We start from the raw sequence: 17,554 nt of genomic DNA on the forward strand, positions 1-17,554 counted from the left end.
GGACGATTTGAGTGCCAGTGAGATGGCAGGGCCGACGGAGAGGGTGGTGCGCGTGCTGGACGACCGCAAGCTGGACGTACTCCGGGCCATCGTCGAGGACTACGTCGCCACCCACGAGCCGGTCGGCTCGAAGACGCTGGTCGACCGGCACAACCTCGGCGTCTCCCCGGCCACGGTCCGTAACGACATGGCCGCGCTGGAGGAGGAGGGGTACATCACCCAGCCGCACACCAGCGCGGGGCGGATCCCGACTGACGCTGGGTACCGGCTGTTCGTGGACAAGCTCAGCACGGTCAAGCCGCTGTCCCCGGCGGAGAAGAAGGCGATCTCGTCCTTCCTCGCCGGCGCGGTCGACCTGGACGACGTGGTCCGGCGGACGGTCCGGCTGCTCGCCCAGATCACCCGGCAGGTCGCGATCGTGCAGTACCCGACCCTGATCCGGTCCAGCGTCCGGCACGTCGAGGTGGTCACGATGACGCCGCGGCGGCTGCTGCTGGTGCTGATCACCAGTACCGGCCGGGTCGAGCAGCGGATCGTCGAGTCGCCGGCCGCGGTGGACGAGCGGCTGGTCGCCGATCTGCGGTCCCGGCTGAACACCGCCCTGGCCGGCCAGCGGCTGACCGACGCGGCGACGTCGCTGGCCAGCGTCACCGAGTTGTTCGCGCCGGCCGACCGGCCGCTGGTGGCCGCGATCGTGACCACGCTGCTGGAGGCCTTCACCGACGAGGGCGAGCAGCGGATCGCGGTCGGCGGCGCCGCCAACCTGACCCGGTACGGCGACGACTTCGAGCGCAACGTGAAGCCGGTACTGGAGGCGCTCGAGGAGCACGTGATCCTGCTCCGGCTGCTCGGTGAGGCGACCCATCCGCAGACCCTCACGGTCCGGATCGGGCACGAGAACCCGTACGAGGAGCTGGCCACCACGTCGGTGGTCGCGACCGGGTACGGGTCGAAGTCGGAGGCGCTGGCCACCCTCGGCATCGTCGGCCCGACCCATATGGACTACCCGAGCACGATGGGCGCGGTCCGCGCCATCGCGCGGTACGTCAGCCAGATCCTGGCCGACTCATGACGAGCACCACGATCCCCGCCATCAACCTTTGGTCTGGAGTATGAGCACCGATTACTACGCCGTCCTGGGCGTCAGCCGTGACGCGTCCGCGGACGAGATCAAGAAGGCCTACCGCAAGCTGGCCCGCCAGTACCACCCGGACGTCAACGACTCCGAGGACGCGCACCACAAGTTCCAGGAGATCGGCCGCGCGTTCCAGGTGCTGAGCGACCCGCAGAAGCGGCAGATCCACGATCTCGGCGGCGACCCGTTGGGCACCGCGGCCGGGGCCGGTGCGGGGGCCGGGTTCGGCCAGGCGTTCACCTTCACCGACATCATGGACGCGTTCTTCGGCCAGACCGGCGGGGCCACCCGCGGGCCGCGGCCGCGGACCCGGCGCGGCCAGGACGCGCTGATCCCGCTGCGGATCGACCTCGGCGAGGCGGCGTTCGGGACCACCCGCGAGCTCAAGGTGGACACCGCGGTGCTCTGCCCGACCTGTTCCGGGTCGGGCGCGGCGGCCGGGTCCGAGCCGGTGACCTGCGACATCTGCCACGGCCGCGGCGAGGTGACCCACACCCAGCGGTCGTTCCTCGGCGAGGTCCGGACGATGCGCCCGTGCCCGAACTGCCGCGGCTACGGCACCACCATCCCGAACCCGTGCGTCGAGTGCTCCGGTGACGGCCGGGTCCGGTCCCGCCGCACCGTCACGGTGAAGATCCCCGGCGGCGTCGACAGCGGGACCAGGGTGCAGCTGTCCGGCCAGGGCGAGGTCGGCCCCGGCGGCGGCCCGGCCGGCGACCTGTACGTCGAGATCGAGGTCGAGCCGCACGACATCTTCACCCGCAACGGCGACGACCTGCACTGCACGGTGACGCTGCCGATGACGGCGGCCGCGCTCGGTACGACGATCGACCTGCCGACGCTCGAGGGCGAGACCACGCCGCTGGAGATCCGGGCGGGCACGCAGTCCGGGACGGCGCTCACGCTGACCGCTCGCGGCGTCCCGCGGTTGCGGCACGCGGGCCGCGGCGACCTGATCGTCCAGGTCATCGTGGAGACGCCGACGCGGGTCGACGACGCCCAGTCCGACCTGCTCCGCCAGCTCGCCGAACTGCGCGGCGAGGAGCGGCCGCAGGGTCAGGTCCAGGCCGCGCACAAGGGCGTCTTCGGGCGCCTGCGTGACGCGTTCGGCGCGCACTGAGCCTCACCGGCCGATGGGTATCCCCGTCTTCCACCACGCCGAGGTGTCCACCGACACCCCGGATCTCGCCCTCACCGGCGCCGAGGGCCGGCACGCGGCCGTCGTCCGCCGGATCGGACCGGGCGAGCGGGTCCGCCTGACCGACGGACAGGGCGCGTACGCCGACGGGACGGTCACGTCCGCCTCCAAGGGCGGGCTGGTCGTCACGGTCGAGGAGCGCGGCGCGGTACCGCGGCCCGGGCCGCGGATCGTCGTGGTCCAGGCGTTGCCCAAGGGCGAGCGGGCCGAGCTCGCGGTGGAGATGCTCACCGAGGTCGGCGTGGACGAGATCGTGCCGTGGAACGCGGACCGCAGCCAGTTCCGGACGAATCCCGAGCGGGTCGCCAAGACGCACGCGAAGTGGAAGGCCTGGGCGTTCGAGGCGAGCAAACAGGCCCGGCGGACGTGGTTCTGCGACGTGGCGCCGGTGGCGTCGACAGCCGAAGTGGCCGCCCTCGTCGCGAAGGCCGGTCTCGCTGTCGTCCTGCACGAGGAGGCCGACCTCCGGCTCGCCGCCCTGGACCCCCTGCCGCCGGGTGACATCGTGATCGTCGTCGGCCCGGAGGGCGGGCTCACCCCGGCCGAGCTGGAGACGTTCGGAGCGCCCCCGGTCCTGCTCGGCGACACCGTGCTGCGAACATCGACAGCAGGAGTCGCCGCCGCCTCGGTCCTGCTCGCCCGTACCCGCTGGACCTGACCGGCCGAGGCCACCTGATCGCTGGACCTGTTCGACCGCTGGGCCCCATCCGCTGGACCGACCCTGGAGGACGCCGCATGAGCTCGACGGACTGGCTGGAATGGCACACGCCGTACGACGACGACACCTCGCCGTTGAGTCAGCGACTGCACGCCGTCCAGGCAGTGATCCGGGCTCACCTGGACGCGCGGCCGGACGGACCGATCCGCGCGGTCAGCGCCTGCGCCGGTCAGGGCCGCGATCTCCTCGAGGTGCTCGCCACCCATCCTGCCCGGGGTCGCGTCACGGCCCGGCTGGTCGAGCTGGACCACCGCAACGTCGCGATCGCCCGGGCCGCCGCGGCCGTGAACGGGCTGACCTCGGTCGACGTGGTCGAGGCCGACGCCGGGAACACGGCCAACTACGGCGACGCGGTCCCCGCCGACCTCGTCCTGTTCTGCGGCGTGTTCGGCAACATCAGCCCTGAGGACGTCCGGCGCACGATCACCGCGCTGCCCGCGCTCTGTTCGCCCGGTGCCACCGTGGTGTGGACGTGCGGCCGGTTCGACCCCGACATCCGGCCGGCCATCCGGCAGTGGTTCGCCGAAGCCGGTTTCGACGAGCTTTCCTTCGAGGCCGCGCCTGACGGCGACCCGGATACCGGCTGGGCAGTCGGCGGCCACCGCTTCGCCGCCGATCCCCGCCCGCTGCCCGCGGACGAGCAGTTGTTCACCTTCGTCCGCTGACTACTTGACGACGAAGGTCTTCGAGTCGGTCGAGGTCTGCCGACCGTCCGCGGCCGAGATCTCGAACACCTCGAGCGCGTACTTCCCGGCCGGCAGCGGCCGCACCACGAACGCGTACGGCGTCAGCTTGAAGGCCTCCCTCGTCCGAGCGGGACCCTCGTCGACGACCTTCTGGGTCTGCTCGGAGATCACCCGCCAGTTGAGCTGCGCCTCGTTCACAGCGGCGATCCCGGTCACCTTGACCGGTGAGTCGACCACCACGTTGTTCTCGGGGGAGTCGATCCAGATGTACGCCTGGACGTCCTGGGCCTGGGCCCGGCTCATCGGCTGCCGCGCGGCCACACCGAACAGCTGATCGGTCGGCTGACCGCGCTCGGTGACCTTGACCGGCGCGGTCACGTCCGTCGCGCCCTGCACGGTGTAGACGAGCTGCTGGGTCGCGATGTGGGCGTCCTCGGGGTCGAGGGTCTCCCGCGGCAGCTGCTTGAAGTCGACCGTGATCCCGTCCTTGGTGAGCGTGACCGAGCTGACCTTCGCACCGGTCCACGGGGACGTGTAGTCGGGGTCGTTCGTCTTGCCCGACGTCATCAGCTGCAGCGCCTCGTACGCCGGCCGGCCCTTGATCCGCGACCAGGTCCGGTACAGCCGCACACTCGGCCCGGCCTCGATCCCCACGGCCTTGCCCAGCCAGTACACCGGGACCGCGCGGCTGGTGACCGGCTCGAGCCGGCCCCGCTCGGTCGGCTCGACCTTCGGCTCGGTGGGACTCGTGCCCGGCTTCCGGGTCGCGGCGGGGCTCGGGGTCGGCGCCGTGGTCGGCTGGTGGTCGGTCGAGGCGGACGCGCTGACGCTCGACGACGGGCTACCGGGACCGGCCACCTCGGTGTCGTTCCCGGCCTGGTTGCTGTCGTCGAGCACGGTGAACGCGCCGATCGCGGCCGCGGTCCCGACGATCGCGGCGCCGGCGGTGAGCATCCACGGCTTCCGGCCGGCCGGCTTGCGCTGGTCGCGGACGCGGGCCTGGATCTCGTGCAGGCCGTCAGCCGGCTCGATCCGGTCGGCCTCCGCGTGCAGGGACCGCCGCATCAGTTCGTCGAACGGGTCGTTCGGGTGGTCGTTCATCGGCTCTGCTCCAGGACCTGGCGCAGCGACTTGGTCGCCCGCGCGGCATGGCTCTTCACGGATCCGCGGCTGATTCCCATCGCGTCGGCGATCTCCGCCTCCGAGAGGTCACCGTAGTACCGCAGCACCATCACGGTGCGTTGTTTCTCCGGCAGGGTGCGCATCGCGTCGATCACCCGGTCGGTCTCGACGGTCCGCAGTGCGGCGTGCTCGGCGCTCGGCTCGTCCGGCAACGTCCGCGGGGTGTGCTTGTCCACCACGACCAGGTGCCGCTGCCGGGACCGGCAGCGGTTCACCACCGCGGTCCGCAGGTACGCCAGCGCCTTGTGCGGATCGCGCAGCCGGTGCCAGCGGGCGTGCATGGCGACGAAGGCGTCCTGCACGATCTCCTCCGCCGACCCGGTGTCACGCAACAGCAGGGCGCCGAGGCGGACCAACGACGTGTAGTGCGCCGTGTAGACAGCCGTCAGCGCCTCGTCGGCATCCCACGAGGACTCCTGAGCCACGCCCTTTTCGTACACCACCTCGAGCAGCGCCACGTGACAGGGACGCCAAAGTCGCGTCCCAGGTTGACAACCATGCGCCTGATTCCCGGCAGAATGTGACGCACGCGACCAGGAGGCCGAGGTGAAACAGCACGGGGACCAGTCCTGGTCCGGGCACCGCGAGCTCACGTACGCGGCCGTCCATCGGCTGTTCCGCCGGTTGGCCGGGCCGGACGACCGGCTGCGCGGGATCACCCGGGCGGAGTACGCCGACGCCCTCGACCGGGCCCAGGCGCACCAGGACCGGCTGCTCGGCGTGAACCGGATCGAGAACTTCCGCAACACCGGCCGGAGCCAGCTGTCCGTCCTCGGCCCGACCACGCACTCGGCGTACGCGAACCCGGGAGTGCAGCGGGAGCACTTCATGGCTGACCCGTACCTGCGCGGCGAGGACAACCTCGCCAACAACACGGAGTACCTGCACGAGCAGTTACGAGCGGCGGGGACCGCGACCGACCTGCCGGGGGAGATGCGCGGACTCGGCGCTGCGGCGCACGCGTTGCAGGACAGCTACAGCGGTGCCCACGCCTGGCGGGCGGAGGCGGTGTACCTGGGAGACCCGACCGCCCCGGTCGAGTCACTGCACATCTTCACCCCCTCACACATGGTCGGCTTCGAGGACGGGCTGAACACGCACTCCGACGAGTTCGACGAACCGCCGGCCGCGTCCGGATCCACCCAGGCAGCCGTCGAAGCCACGTACCGGATGCTGCGGGCGTACGAGCTGGGCCGGCAGGATCCCGGTCAGGCGGAGCTGCTGATCGCCCAGACCCTGGAGCCGATGACCCGGGCGTCGCCGAACGGCGTGACGGTCAACCTGCACCCGAGCCGCGAATGGGAGCAGGAACGCAATCGCCGGCTCGCCCTGGAACACGGTGTCCTCCAGCCCGCGGTCGGTCCCGACCAGGCGGCGCGGTACCTCGGCGCGGCCACGTCCGGTCCGGCCCGGACCGGCGGAGCGGCCGCTGCCCGGCCGGGAGACCACCGGGACACGGGCGGCCGGGCGGCCGGCCTTCGCGGCAAAACCCCAGGTCAGGGGGCGGGCCGGGGGTGAGCGGCGGTTTATCGGGTGAGGCTGTCGGAGTGGGCGGCTAGCATGGTTCAGTCAAGCTCACCTGTCATCAGGAGGAAAGGCTGTCCAGGCCACGCAGTATCGAGCCGTCGCATCCCGACGCGGCGCGCGCCGACCGCAGTGCGGACGGCGCTCTGAACCGGGCGTCCCACAAGATCGTCGTGCCGAACAGCATCGACATGGTGGCACTGCTCGGCGCCCGGGACGAATTCCTCCGGATCGTCGAGAAGGAGTTCGCCGCCGACATCCTGGTCCGTGGCAACGAGATCACCCTGACCGGTGAGCCGGCCGAGCTGGCCCTGGCCGAGCGGCTGGTGGACGAGCTGATCGCGGTGGTCCGGACCGGTCACGAGCTGACCGCCGACTCGGTCGAGCGCAGCATCGCGATGATCAAGGCCGCCACGGCCGAGAGCCCGCGCGACGTGCTGACCCAGAACATCCTGTCCAGCCGCGGCCGCACGATCCGGCCGAAGACGCTGAACCAGAAGCGCTACGTCGACGCGATCGACAAGAACACGATCGTGTTCGGCATCGGCCCGGCCGGTACCGGCAAGACGTACCTGGCCGTGGCCAAGGCCGTGCAGGCGCTGCAGGCCAAGGAGGTCAACCGGATCATCCTGACCCGGCCCGCGGTCGAGGCCGGCGAGCGGCTCGGGTTCCTGCCCGGCACGCTGTCGGAGAAGATCGACCCGTACCTGCGCCCGCTGTACGACGCGTTGCACGACATGCTGGACCCGGAGTCGATCCCGCGGCTGATGACGGCCGGCACGATCGAGATCGCCCCGCTGGCGTACATGCGCGGCCGGACCCTGAACGACGCCTACATCATCCTGGACGAGGCGCAGAACACCTCGCCGGAGCAGATGAAGATGTTCCTCACCCGGCTCGGGTTCGGGTCCAAGATGGTCGTCACCGGTGACGTCACCCAGGTCGACCTGCCGACCGGGACCAACTCCGGCCTGCGGGTCGTGCAGGGGATCCTCGAAGGCGTGCAGGACCTGGCGTTCTGCCGGCTCACCTCGCACGACGTGGTCCGGCACAAACTGGTCGGCCGGATCGTGTCGGCGTACGAGAACTACGAAGGCAGCGCTGAACCAATCAGATGAACGTCGAGGTCAACAACGAGTCCGGGGTCGAGATCGACGCGCACGGACTGATGCGGCTCAGCCGGTTCGTGATGTCGTCGCTGCGGCTGCACCCGGAGTGCGAGCTGTCGATCAAGCTGGTCGACGAGGACACGATGGCGCGCTACCACGTCGAGTTCCTGGACCTGCCCGGTCCGACCGACGTGATGTCGTGGCCGATGGACGAGCTGCGGCCCGGTGCGGAGGACGACGCCGAGCCGCCGCTCGGTCACCTCGGTGACATCGCGCTCTGCCCGACCGTCGCCGCCGCGCAGGGCGCCAAGGCGGGGCACGGGACGTGGGCGGAGCTGGAGCTGCTGACGGTGCACGGCATCCTGCACCTGCTCGGCTACGACCACGCCGAACCCGCCGAGAAGGCGGAGATGTGGGACGTCCAGGGCCGGCTGCTGGAAGCATGGCGGGCACCGGGGAACCGGTTGGAGGGCGTCTGATGGTCCCGTTGCGCGGACAGGAGTGAAGTTCCAGTGAGTTACCACGACGGCGTTCTGCTGGTTGTGGCCGCGGTGCTCGTGGTGCTGGCCGGTGTGTTCGCCGGCGCCGAGGCCGCGCTCTCGTCGTACTCGAAGGTGCGGGCGGACGAGCAGGTCGAGCAGGGCAACACCCGGGCCGCCAAGCTGGCCGAGTTGCTCGCCGACGCGCCGCGGTACCTCAACACCCTGCTGCTGGTCCGGCTGATCTGCGAGATCACCGCGATCGTGCTCGTCACCCAGGCCCTGTCGAACGTGTTCGCGGTGACCTGGGAGCACATCCTGATCACCGCCGTGCTGATGGTGGTGGTCTCGTACGTCATCATCGGCGTCGCCCCGCGGACCCTCGGCCGGCAGCACTCGGACCGGTTCGCGATGCTCTCGGCCGGTCCGGTGATGGCGCTGACGAGCGTGCTCGGCCCGATCCCGAAGCTGCTGATCCTGCTCGGCAACGCGCTCACCCCGGGCAAGGGGTACGCCGAGGGCCCGTTCGCGACCGAGTCCGAGCTGCGCGCGCTGGTCGACTACGCGGAGAAGTCCGCGGTGATCGAGTCCGGCGAGCGGCAGATGATCCACTCGGTGTTCGAGCTCGGTGACACCATCGCCCGCGAGGTGATGGTGCCGCGGACCGACATGGTCTACATCGAGCGGCACAAGAAGCTGCGCCAGCTCACCTCGCTCGCGCTCCGGTCCGGGTACTCCCGGATCCCGGTGATCGGGGAGTCGCTGGACGACATCGTCGGCGTCGTCTACCTCAAGGACGTGATGCGCCGGGTGTACGACAACGCCCAGTCCGAGTCGACCGAGCGGGTCGAGTCGGTGATGCGGCCGTGCATGTACATCCCGGACTCCAAGCCCGCCGACCAGCTGCTCCGCGAGATGCAGGCGGCGCGGATGCACGTCGCGATCGTCGTCGACGAGTACGGCGGAACGGCCGGCCTGGTCACCATCGAGGACATCCTCGAGGAGATCGTCGGCGAGATCACCGACGAGTACGACGAGGCCCCGGAAGCCGTGCAGGCGTTGGCCGACGGCGCGTTCCGGGTCTCCAGCCGGTACCCGGTCGACGAGCTGGGTGAGCTGTTCGGGCTGCCGTTGGACGACGACGACGTGGACACCGTCGGCGGGCTGATGGCCAAGCTGCTCGGCAAGGTGCCGATCCCCGGTGCCGAGGTGGAGATCCCGGACCTCGGACTGTCGCTCACCGCGGAGCGCCCGTCCGGCCGGCGCAACCAGGTCGGTACTGTTCTGGTCCGGCGTACCGACGAGGTCGCCGAGCAGCCGCAGGACCCCAGTCACCAGACCGCCTGAACCTTGGAGCCCCGACTTGACCGCTGATCTCTCGGCCGAGGACACCAAACTGGTCACGCTCGCCCGTGCCGCCCGGGCCCGGACCCGAGCTGCCGAGGGCGCCGCCGTCCGTGACTCCGACGGGCGCACGTACGCCGCCTGCACCGTCCAGCTCGACACCGTGCTGTTGTCGGCCCTGCAGCTGGCGACGGCGATGGCGGTGTCGTCCGGCGTGAAGGGCCTGGAGGCCGCGGCCGTGGTCACCGACGGCGGCGAGGTCGACGTCGAGGTGGTCCGGTACTTCGGTGGCGCCGCGCTGCCGGTAGTCGTTGCTGATGGCAACGGAGAGGTTCGTGATGTTGTCCACACCTGAGGAGTTCCGGTCCGGCTTCGCCTGTTTCGTCGGCCGGCCGAACGCGGGCAAGTCCACGCTCACGAACGCCCTGGTCGGGCAGAAGATCGTGATCACCTCGTCGAAGCCGCAGACCACCCGGCACGCCGTCCGCGGCATCGTGCACCGGCCGGACGCGCAGCTCGTCCTGGTCGACACCCCCGGCCTGCACAAGCCGCGCACCCTGCTCGGTGAGCGGCTCAACGACCTGGTCAAGACCACCTGGGCCGAGGTCGACGTGATCGCGATCTGCCTGCCGGCCAGCGACAAGATCGGTCCCGGCGACCGGTTCCTGGTCGGTGAGGCGGCGAAGGTCGCGAAGACCCCGAAGGTCGCGCTGGCCACCAAGTCCGACCTGGTCAGCCCGGACCGGATGGCCGAGCACCTGACCGAGATCGCCGCGCTCGGCGAGTCGGTCGGGATCGAGTGGGCCTCGGTGGTGCCGGTGTCCGCGGTCGACGGCTTCCAGGTCGACGTCGTCGCCGACGAGCTGGTGAGGCTGCTGCCCGAGGGCATGCCGCTGTACCCGGACGGCGACGTCACCGACGAGCCGGAGGAGATCCTGGTCGGCGAGCTGATCCGGGAGGCCGCGCTGGAGGGTGTCCGGGACGAGCTGCCGCACTCGATCGCGGTCACCATCGACGAGATGGGGCTGCGCGAGGGCCGGCCGGAGGACAAGCCGCTGCTCGACATCTACGCGAACATCTTCCTCGAGCGGGACAGCCAGAAGGGCATCGTGATCGGGCACAAGGGCACCCGGCTGCGCGAGGTCGGCGCGAACGCCCGCCGCCAGATCGAGGCGCTGCTCGGGACCCCGGTATACCTCGACCTGCACGTCAAGATCGCCAAGAACTGGCAGACCGACGCCAAGCACCTGCGCAAACTGGGCTTCTGAGTGAGCACCACGCTCGACCCGGTTGCCCCTGGTGACTCGTCGGCGGCCGTGCTCACCAACCCGGCATACGCCGCGCTGACCGGGCCGCACGCCGAGTTCGCCGAGATCCGGGGGAACGCGCGCAGGTACCCGTCCGACGTCGCGCCGTTCCTCGGCCTGCCGACGGACCCGACCGACCAGGACTGGGCCGACGCGGCCGAGCTGGTCGGGTCAGGTCATACCGCGGCCCTGATGCGCCCGGACCTGCCGATCCCGTCCGAGTGGTTCAAGCTCGATCGGCAGTTCGACCTGGTCCAGTTCGCGGCGCCGCCGTCGTTCGGGCTCGCCGACACCGAGCTGGTACGCCTCGGCCCGGACGACGTCCCGGACATGCTGGCCCTGGTCGCGCTGACCGACCCGGGCCCGTTCCGCACCCGTACCGTTGCTCTCGGCACCTACCTCGGCCTCCGCCGGGACGGCGAGCTGATCGCGATGGCCGGCGAGCGCTTCCACCCACCCGGCCACGTCGAGCTCAGCGCGGTCTGCACCCACCCCGACCACCGCGGCCAAGGCCTCGCCACCCGCCTGATCCGCGCAGTAGTAGCGGGTGCAGAGGACCGCGGCGACCAAGCCTTCCTCCACACCGGCGGCACCAACACGCGAGCCATCCGCCTCTACGAATCCCTGGGCTTCATCATCACCAACCGCATGAAGGTCACCATCATCCAGGCGCTGTGATCCTGCCTGCGAGCAGCGGGCCAACGTCCACTGGCTGGACGGTGGCACCGGCGCGGGCAAGTCCACCATCGCCCGCCGCCTGTCCGCCGAGTACGGGGGAGGGCTTCGGCCTGATCGTCGACGATCTGCTCCGCCTTCCAGCGGTGCCGACCGTGGTCGAAGGCTTCCGGTTGTTGCCGGAGCTGGTGGAGCCGCTGCTCACCGACCGCCTGACAAGCACGACCGCGCGTCTCGGCCTGCAGGGAGTACCGGTCGAGGTCGGCACCACCGAGGACGAACTGACCAAGCGAGTGACCGGACTGTTCAGCCTCTGACGGGGGCGAGACCCGCAGGGCTTGGACCCTCACCAGCGACTACCAGAAGGTGAACCAACGCCCCAGAACGCCGACAGTCCATCGCACAGCGTTCCCGAATCCACGCCTGAGGTCTCGGTGCACGAGCGAGAGGACCAACGCGAGCACGACGTACGTCCCGGCAAGGATTCCCAGAAGGATGACCGCGACCTGCACATCGACCGCAATCGCCATGACTACGAGAAGCGCAGCGACTGTCGCCAACCCAATCAGTGTGTCGCCACGATCAGGGGCAAGACCGAGGCGGCCCTCTGGCTGGTCCGAGCCTTCCTCAGGTGTCACCAGTCGCCCCTACGATCTCGCTGTCCCCGCCGAGCGTAGTGCCTGCAGGACCCCCCAGCGATCCCGTTTATTCCAGTGCATCGATGGGTGGGGCGCTCTAGATTGCGTGGGGTGGATCTTTCGCAGTTCGGGGTGCCGGTGGGGTCGATGGTTCGCGTTCATGGTGGGTTCGCGAATCGGATGTATCGGCTCGACACCGATCGGGGGTCGTTCGCGGTGAAGGAGCTGAACCTCGCCGACCGCCGCCTCATCTATCACGTCGAGGATGTGTTCAGGTTCGAGCGGGCGGCCTTCGCCGCGGGGATCCCGATGCCGGAGCCGATCTCGGCCGACCACCAGACGCTCGTCCATCGGTGGGTCGAGGGGGAGAAGGTGCCCGAGGCACCGGTGTCGGCGGCGTTCGCGGTCGAGATCGGTGAGATCCTCGCGCGCATCCACGCACTCGACGTCGAGTGGACCCACGGCGCGATCGAGGAGCCGACGGCACGGGACTGGCCCGAGCTCGCCGCACGGGCGGCAGCGACCGGACAGCCGTGGGCCGGCGACCTCGCCTCCCAGACGGAGACGTTCCTCGCGATCGCCCACTTCGTCGACACCTGCGAGCGTCCAGGCCCCGTCGTCCTGACCCACAAAGACATCCAGCCGTGGAACCTGCTCGCCCGCGACGGCCGGCCGGTGGTACTCGACTGGGAGCTCTCGGGCCTGCTCGACCTGGCCGGCGAACTCGGCTCGACCGCACTGAGCCTCGCGAAAGGTCCTGGCTTCGACAGCATCGAGCCAACGATCTTCCGCGCGGTGCTCGACGGCTACGTCGCAGGAGGTGGAGTACTGCCGCCACCGGGTCCGAGCTGGTTCGTCTACCTGATTGGCGGCTGGCTGGGCCACACGAGATGGAACATCCTCCGCTGCCTCGCAGACGTCGAGGCAAGCACCGGCCCAGACCTGGCGCTGTCCCACGAATCCGTACAGAACGGCCTCCGCGGCCTCCCCGACCTGTTCAGCCGCCTCCCGGACCTCGAGACGCTGCTCTAGCTTCGGGCTCGGTTCCTGGGTGGTTCAGTAGCCGCGAGGCTCGGTCTTTGATCCGACGCCTCGCCAGGCGGCCGGGCTCGACGCGGCCGGCTGGCTCGCGACGGCGCCGGCCGCTGGGGCGTACGGATCGCGCGACCGCTCGGCCTGCTCCTGCTGTTGTCCGGCCGGGAACTGTTGCTGGAGCCCGTCGGCGAACTTGAGCACCTGGCCGATCTTCTCCTCGGGACTGTGTTTCTCGTACCGCGATCCGCCTAGGCCGTGGCTCACCACCACGGCAGAGTCGTAGGACTCGTCCGGGTAGATGTAGGGGTCAGTCTTCGTCGGCGTGACCACCAGGTTCTCTGCCTGGTTCACGGACTTGCGGCCGACGACATAGCGATGGCCGTCGTTGTAGCTGTGCTGCTTGACGAATTCGAACTCGTGCTCGCACGTGGCGCTCACGGCGTCGATGAGGTCACTGCCCTTCACCGGTCGTCCGAACTTCACGGTGTGCATGGCGACGGAATCGCTGAGGTCGATCACCTTCGTCATGGTTCCATGGCCGCGGGGCATCGAGGATCGCCGGCCGGGGCCGGCCGCGCTTACCGTGGCATGGTCGGCTCCTGAGGTGGCCGGCCGAGGTCAGGGGAGGGTGCAGATGAGGTTCCTGGTTCGGATTCTGGTGAACGCGGTCGCGCTCGGTGTCGCGGCCTGGTTGCTGGACGGCATTAGCATCAGTGGGTCGACCGATACGCGGCGGGCGCTGACGTTGCTGGCCGTGGCGGCGATCTTCGGGATCGTCAACGCGATCGTGAAGCCGTTGGCGCTGCTGCTCTCGTTGCCGTTCATCGTGCTCACGCTCGGGTTGCTGATCTTCGTCATCAACGCGTTGATGCTGTTGCTGACCTCCTGGATCAGCGACCTGCTCGACCTGGATTTCCACGTCGACGGGTTCTGGACGGCCGTGGTCGGCGCGTTGATCATCACCGTGGTCAGCTGGCTGGCGAACGTGCTGCTCCCGGACAAGCTGGAGACCTGAGCGGCCTCAGGTCGCCGGGAGCGTCTTCTGGGTCGCGATCGCGCGCGCCACGATCCGGTAGCCGAGCTGTTCGTTGATGCCGATCATGTGCGCGTTGGACTCGGCGTTCCAGGTGTCCAGCTGGGTCAGCGCCGGTTCGGCCTCGCGCATCCAGAGCAGCATGGCCGTCTTCACCAGGGCGCCGAGGCGGTGACCGCGGTGCTCCCGGGCGACCGCGGTGTCGGCCTGCTCGGCGATCCACGGGCGCTCGCGTTCGACGGTGATGGTGGAGTGGCCGGCCAGCACACCGGTCGCCTTCTCCCGCGCGATCACCCGGTACAAGCCGCGATCGTGCTGGAACTGGGCCTCCTCGTACGAGCGCAGCCGCTCCGGGGAGTACACGTCGTCCTCGATGTCGAGGTCGTCCTTGGGCGCGTCGTTGATCGACTCGGTCACCGCGACCATGCCGTCGAGCAACTCGTCCGGCAGCCGCCCGTCGACCCGGACCAGCTCGTACGCCGTGGACGCGCGCACCGCCTCGTCGTACAGGGCCCGCACGACGGTCCAGTCGAGCGCGCCGAGGTCCTGGCGCCGGTTCACCTCGATCGCCTTCGCCTCGAACCCGTTCCGCCGGGCGAACGCGGCGGCCTTCGGCAGGTCCCAGTGGCTCATGCCGAGCGAGGTGCGGCCGAGGTCCCGGGCCAGCTGCTCACCGTGGCGGACCAGCGCGGTCCCGATCCCGCGGCCGCGGTGGTCCGGGTGCACGTCGACCTCGAACCAGACCAGGTCGGTGTTGTCGAAGGTCGGGATCTCGGCGTGGATCAGCCCGACCAGGGTGCCGTCCTCGTCCCGGGCCGCGAAGGCCTGGCCGGGGTCGCCGTCCCAGCCGTACCGGAGCTGGGCCGCGAACGACCGGGCCGTCGGTATCAGTGCCTCCGGGCAGTCGAGCTTGTTCGTGGCGACGAGCAGCGCCGCGGCGTCCGCACAGCCGACCTCGTCGTCGGCGGCGAGTCTGGTGATCTCCACCGACCCAGCGTCCACCGCGGCGCACCTTCACCGCGAGTGATTTATCCGTGGTCGGTGACTTCCGGCGCCGGCATCCCGTACGCGTGCTCGACCGTCATCGTGAACATCACCCGGCCGTCCTCGACCATCACCCGGCGGTACTCGTCCCAGTCGGGGTGCTCGCCGGAGGCCGTCCGGTAGTAGTCGACCAGCGCCTCGACCACCTCGTCCCGCGGGTGCGCGGCGACCGGGCTGAGCTCGGCCTTGCCTTCGAGGACCAGGTACGACCGGCCCTGGGGACCGTTCACGTAGAGGCTGGCGCGGGGATCGCGGCGCAGGTTGCGGGTCTTCGCGCGGTCGGCGGTGAGGGAGATCCGGATCCGCCGCTGGTCCGGGTCGTACACGTAGGTGACGTTGGACAGCTGCGGCCGGCCGTCCCGCTTCAGGGTGACCAGGACGCCGAGGCCGTGACCGCCGAGCCGGTCTTCGAGGGAGTCGCTCATACCGTCCAGCCTAGGAATTCAAGTCCACTTCAGCGCAACACCGTCACGCTCCGTGTCTCAGCGACCGAGACCCCCGGTTCGACGGCCGGAGCGGGTTGTGCATAGACTCACTGGCATCATGCGGCACCAGCTTCTCCTCCTTCGCTGCCGCGGCGAGGCCTGACGCAGGCCGGTTTCCTCGCCGCGGAGTTCTGTCGTACGCCGGTCGTCCACGACCCCGCAGTACACCCCCTCCGAGGAGAACCCCCGTGTCGCCGCAGAATCAGCCCCAGCCCGTCCAGCAGCCGTCCGGTATGCCCATCCACCGCTACCGGCCGTTCCCGCCGATCGACCTGCCCGACCGCACCTGGCCGGCCAAGTCCGTCGACCGGACCCCGCGCTGGCTGTCCACCGATCTCCGGGACGGCAACCAGGCCCTGGTCGAGCCGATGTCGCCGGCCCGCAAGCGGCGGATGTTCGACCTGCTGGTGAAGATGGGCTACAAGGAGATCGAGGTCGGTTTCCCGAGCGCCAGCCAGTACGACTTCGACTTCGTCCGCGGCCTGATCGAAGACGACGTCATTCCCGACGACGTCACCATCTCGGTCCTGACCCAGGCGCGGGAGGAGCTGATCGAGCGGACCGTGCAGTCGCTGCAGGGCTCGCCGAAGGCGACGATCCACCTGTACAACGCGACCGCGCCGCTGTTCCGCCGCGTCGTCTTCAACGTCGATCGCAACGAGTGCCGCAACATCGCCGTCCGCGGCACCGAGACGGTGATGAAGTACGCCGACGAGATTCTCGGCGACTGCGAGTTCGGCTACCAGTACAGCCCGGAGATCTTCACCGGGACCGAGCTGGAGTTCGCGCTCGAGGTCTGCGAGGCGGTCAGCGACGTCTGGCAGCCCGCCGAGGGCCGCGAGATCATCCTGAACCTGCCGGCCACGGTCGAGATGAGCACGCCGAACGTCTACGCCGACCAGATCGAGTGGTTCGGCCGCCAGCTCACCCGGCGCGAGTACAGCACGATCAGCCTGCACCCGCACAACGACCGCGGCACCGCGGTCGCGGCGACCGAGCTGGCCCTGATGGCCGGCGCGGACCGGGTCGAGGGCTGCCTGTTCGGCCACGGCGAGCGGACCGGCAACGTCGACCTGGTCACGCTGGGGATGAACCTGTTCAGCCAGGGCGTCGACCCGCAGATCGACTTCTCCGACATCGACGAGATCCGCCGCACGGTCGAGTACTGCACCCAGATGCGGGTCCCCGAGCGGCAGCCGTACGCGGGCGACCTGGTCTACACCGCCTTCTCCGGCTCGCACCAGGACGCGATCAAGAAGGGCCTGGAGGCGCTCGACAAGCAGGCGGCGGCCGAGGGCAAGCCGGTCTCCGAGGTCACCTGGGAGGCGCCGTACCTGCCGATCGACCCGAAGGACGTCGGCCGGTCGTACGAGGCGGTCATCCGGGTCAACTCGCAGTCCGGCAAGGGCGGCGTCGCGTACATCATGAAGTCGGAGCACCGGCTCGACCTGCCGCGCCGGCTGCAGATCGAGTTCAGCCGGGTGATCCAGCAGCACACCGATGCCGAGGGCGGCGAGGTCGGCCCGCAGCAGATGTGGGACATCTTCGCGGCCGAGTACCTGGCGCCGGGCCAGCTGTCGCTGCTGACCGTGAACTCGTCGTCCGGCGAGGGCCAGGGCGACGCGCTCCGGGTCCAGGTGTACTCGCACGGCGTCCCGCACGAGCTGACCGGTGAGGGCAACGGCCCGGTGTCGGCGTTCGTGGACGCGATCAAGCCGCTGAAGTACGACGTCCGGGTGCTGGACTACCACGAGCACGCGCTCTCGGCCGGCGGTGACGCGCTGGCCGCGGCGTACGTCGAGTGCGAGGTCGGCGACGACGTGTACTGGGGCGTCGGCCAGGACGCCAACATTCTCACCGCGTCGCTGAAGGCGGTCGTCTCCGCGATCAACCGCGCCACCCGCTGAGTCCGACCACCGGGCCGCCCGCACCGTATTTCGGTGGCGGGCGGCCCAGTGGTTT

At 69.9% G+C, this 17,554-nt stretch carries 20 protein-coding genes; 15 read left to right on the top strand and 5 right to left on the bottom strand.

Translation table 11 applies throughout. The features are described 5' to 3' along the window. The first annotated feature begins 52 nt into the window (after positions 1-52). The 4 genes from hrcA (at position 53) to FB561_RS20180 (ending at position 3,716) form a co-directional block, all read left to right on the top strand. Positions 53-1,072, top strand: a complete 1,020-nt coding sequence (gene hrcA, locus FB561_RS20165) for a heat-inducible transcriptional repressor HrcA (RefSeq protein ID WP_145813201.1) — start codon at positions 53-55, stop codon at positions 1,070-1,072. 40 nt (positions 1,073-1,112) lie between these two features. Next, a complete protein-coding gene (gene dnaJ, locus FB561_RS20170; RefSeq protein WP_145808852.1) occupies positions 1,113-2,255 on the top strand; it encodes a molecular chaperone DnaJ in 1,143 nt (380 codons plus the stop codon). Between the two features lie 13 nt (positions 2,256-2,268). Next, on the top strand, positions 2,269-2,991 hold the full coding sequence (locus FB561_RS20175) for a 16S rRNA (uracil(1498)-N(3))-methyltransferase (protein ID WP_145808854.1): 723 nt from the start codon (positions 2,269-2,271) through the stop codon (positions 2,989-2,991). 77 nt (positions 2,992-3,068) lie between these two features. Further along, positions 3,069-3,716, top strand: a complete 648-nt coding sequence (locus FB561_RS20180; RefSeq protein ID WP_145808856.1) for a class I SAM-dependent methyltransferase family protein — start codon at positions 3,069-3,071, stop codon at positions 3,714-3,716. Here FB561_RS20180 and FB561_RS20185 read toward each other — a convergent pair whose 3' ends face one another. Both FB561_RS20185 and FB561_RS20190 read right to left on the bottom strand, forming a co-directional pair. Then, positions 3,717-4,838, bottom strand: a complete 1,122-nt coding sequence (locus tag FB561_RS20185) for a Gmad2 immunoglobulin-like domain-containing protein (RefSeq protein WP_145808858.1) — start codon at positions 4,836-4,838, stop codon at positions 3,717-3,719. Further along, complete coding sequence (locus tag FB561_RS20190) at positions 4,835-5,344, bottom strand: SigE family RNA polymerase sigma factor (protein WP_238334926.1); 510 nt, start codon at positions 5,342-5,344, stop codon at positions 4,835-4,837. The genes FB561_RS20185 and FB561_RS20190 overlap by 4 nt, the downstream gene beginning before the upstream one ends. 121 nt (positions 5,345-5,465) lie before the next feature. Here FB561_RS20190 and FB561_RS20195 point away from each other — a divergent pair, with 121 nt between their 5' ends. The 9 genes from FB561_RS20195 (at position 5,466) to FB561_RS20235 (ending at position 13,027) form a co-directional block, all read left to right on the top strand. After that, positions 5,466-6,437, top strand: a complete 972-nt coding sequence (locus FB561_RS20195; protein WP_145808860.1) for a hypothetical protein — start codon at positions 5,466-5,468, stop codon at positions 6,435-6,437. A 197-nt stretch (positions 6,438-6,634) separates the two neighbouring features. Next, entirely contained in the window at positions 6,635-7,561 is a 927-nt protein-coding gene (locus FB561_RS20200; RefSeq protein WP_238335182.1) for a PhoH family protein, read from the top strand. Continuing rightward, positions 7,558-8,031 carry an rRNA maturation RNase YbeY gene (gene ybeY / locus FB561_RS20205; RefSeq protein WP_145808863.1) on the top strand — a complete coding sequence of 158 codons (474 nt, stop codon included), beginning with the start codon at positions 7,558-7,560 and terminating at the stop codon, positions 8,029-8,031. The genes FB561_RS20200 and ybeY overlap by 4 nt, the downstream gene beginning before the upstream one ends. Before the next feature lie 33 nt (positions 8,032-8,064). Beyond that, a complete protein-coding gene (locus FB561_RS20210) occupies positions 8,065-9,378 on the top strand; it encodes a hemolysin family protein (RefSeq protein ID WP_145808865.1) in 1,314 nt (437 codons plus the stop codon). 16 nt (positions 9,379-9,394) lie between these two features. Then, complete coding sequence (locus FB561_RS20215; protein ID WP_145808867.1) at positions 9,395-9,730, top strand: cytidine deaminase; 336 nt, start codon at positions 9,395-9,397, stop codon at positions 9,728-9,730. After that, on the top strand, positions 9,714-10,643 hold the full coding sequence (era, locus tag FB561_RS20220) for a GTPase Era (protein ID WP_145808869.1): 930 nt from the start codon (positions 9,714-9,716) through the stop codon (positions 10,641-10,643). The genes FB561_RS20215 and era overlap by 17 nt, the downstream gene beginning before the upstream one ends. Further along, positions 10,644-11,360, top strand: a complete 717-nt coding sequence (locus tag FB561_RS20225; RefSeq protein WP_145808871.1) for a GNAT family N-acetyltransferase — start codon at positions 10,644-10,646, stop codon at positions 11,358-11,360. It abuts the gene before it with no gap. 41 nt (positions 11,361-11,401) lie between these two features. Beyond that, positions 11,402-11,674 carry a hypothetical protein gene (locus FB561_RS20230; RefSeq protein ID WP_202880681.1) on the top strand — a complete coding sequence of 91 codons (273 nt, stop codon included), beginning with the start codon at positions 11,402-11,404 and terminating at the stop codon, positions 11,672-11,674. Between the two features lie 432 nt (positions 11,675-12,106). Beyond that, positions 12,107-13,027 carry a phosphotransferase family protein gene (locus FB561_RS20235; protein ID WP_145808873.1) on the top strand — a complete coding sequence of 307 codons (921 nt, stop codon included), beginning with the start codon at positions 12,107-12,109 and terminating at the stop codon, positions 13,025-13,027. A gap of 24 nt (positions 13,028-13,051) precedes the next feature. On the opposite strand, the gene FB561_RS20240 is transcribed toward FB561_RS20235, so the two are convergent. Beyond that, positions 13,052-13,558 carry a hypothetical protein gene (locus FB561_RS20240; protein ID WP_145808875.1) on the bottom strand — a complete coding sequence of 169 codons (507 nt, stop codon included), beginning with the start codon at positions 13,556-13,558 and terminating at the stop codon, positions 13,052-13,054. Positions 13,559-13,664: 106 nt separating this feature from the next. On the opposite strand from FB561_RS20240, the gene FB561_RS20245 reads away from it, so the two are divergent. Further along, complete coding sequence (locus FB561_RS20245; protein WP_145808876.1) at positions 13,665-14,045, top strand: phage holin family protein; 381 nt, start codon at positions 13,665-13,667, stop codon at positions 14,043-14,045. 6 nt (positions 14,046-14,051) lie between these two features. Here the strand turns inward: FB561_RS20245 and FB561_RS20250 are convergent, their stop codons facing one another. Continuing rightward, a complete protein-coding gene (locus FB561_RS20250) occupies positions 14,052-15,050 on the bottom strand; it encodes a GNAT family N-acetyltransferase (protein ID WP_238334927.1) in 999 nt (332 codons plus the stop codon). Positions 15,051-15,091: 41 nt separating this feature from the next. Then, entirely contained in the window at positions 15,092-15,532 is a 441-nt protein-coding gene (locus tag FB561_RS20255) for a PPOX class F420-dependent oxidoreductase (protein WP_145808880.1), read from the bottom strand. A gap of 293 nt (positions 15,533-15,825) precedes the next feature. Between FB561_RS20255 and leuA the strand changes: the two genes are divergently transcribed. Continuing rightward, positions 15,826-17,499: a 2-isopropylmalate synthase gene (gene leuA / locus FB561_RS20260; protein ID WP_202880889.1), complete on the top strand. Its 1,674-nt coding sequence runs from the start codon at positions 15,826-15,828 to the stop codon at positions 17,497-17,499. Positions 17,500-17,554 lie beyond the last annotated feature (55 nt).

This window comes from Kribbella amoyensis (assembly GCF_007828865.1).
Classification (GTDB): Bacteria; Actinomycetota; Actinomycetes; order Propionibacteriales; family Kribbellaceae; genus Kribbella; species Kribbella amoyensis.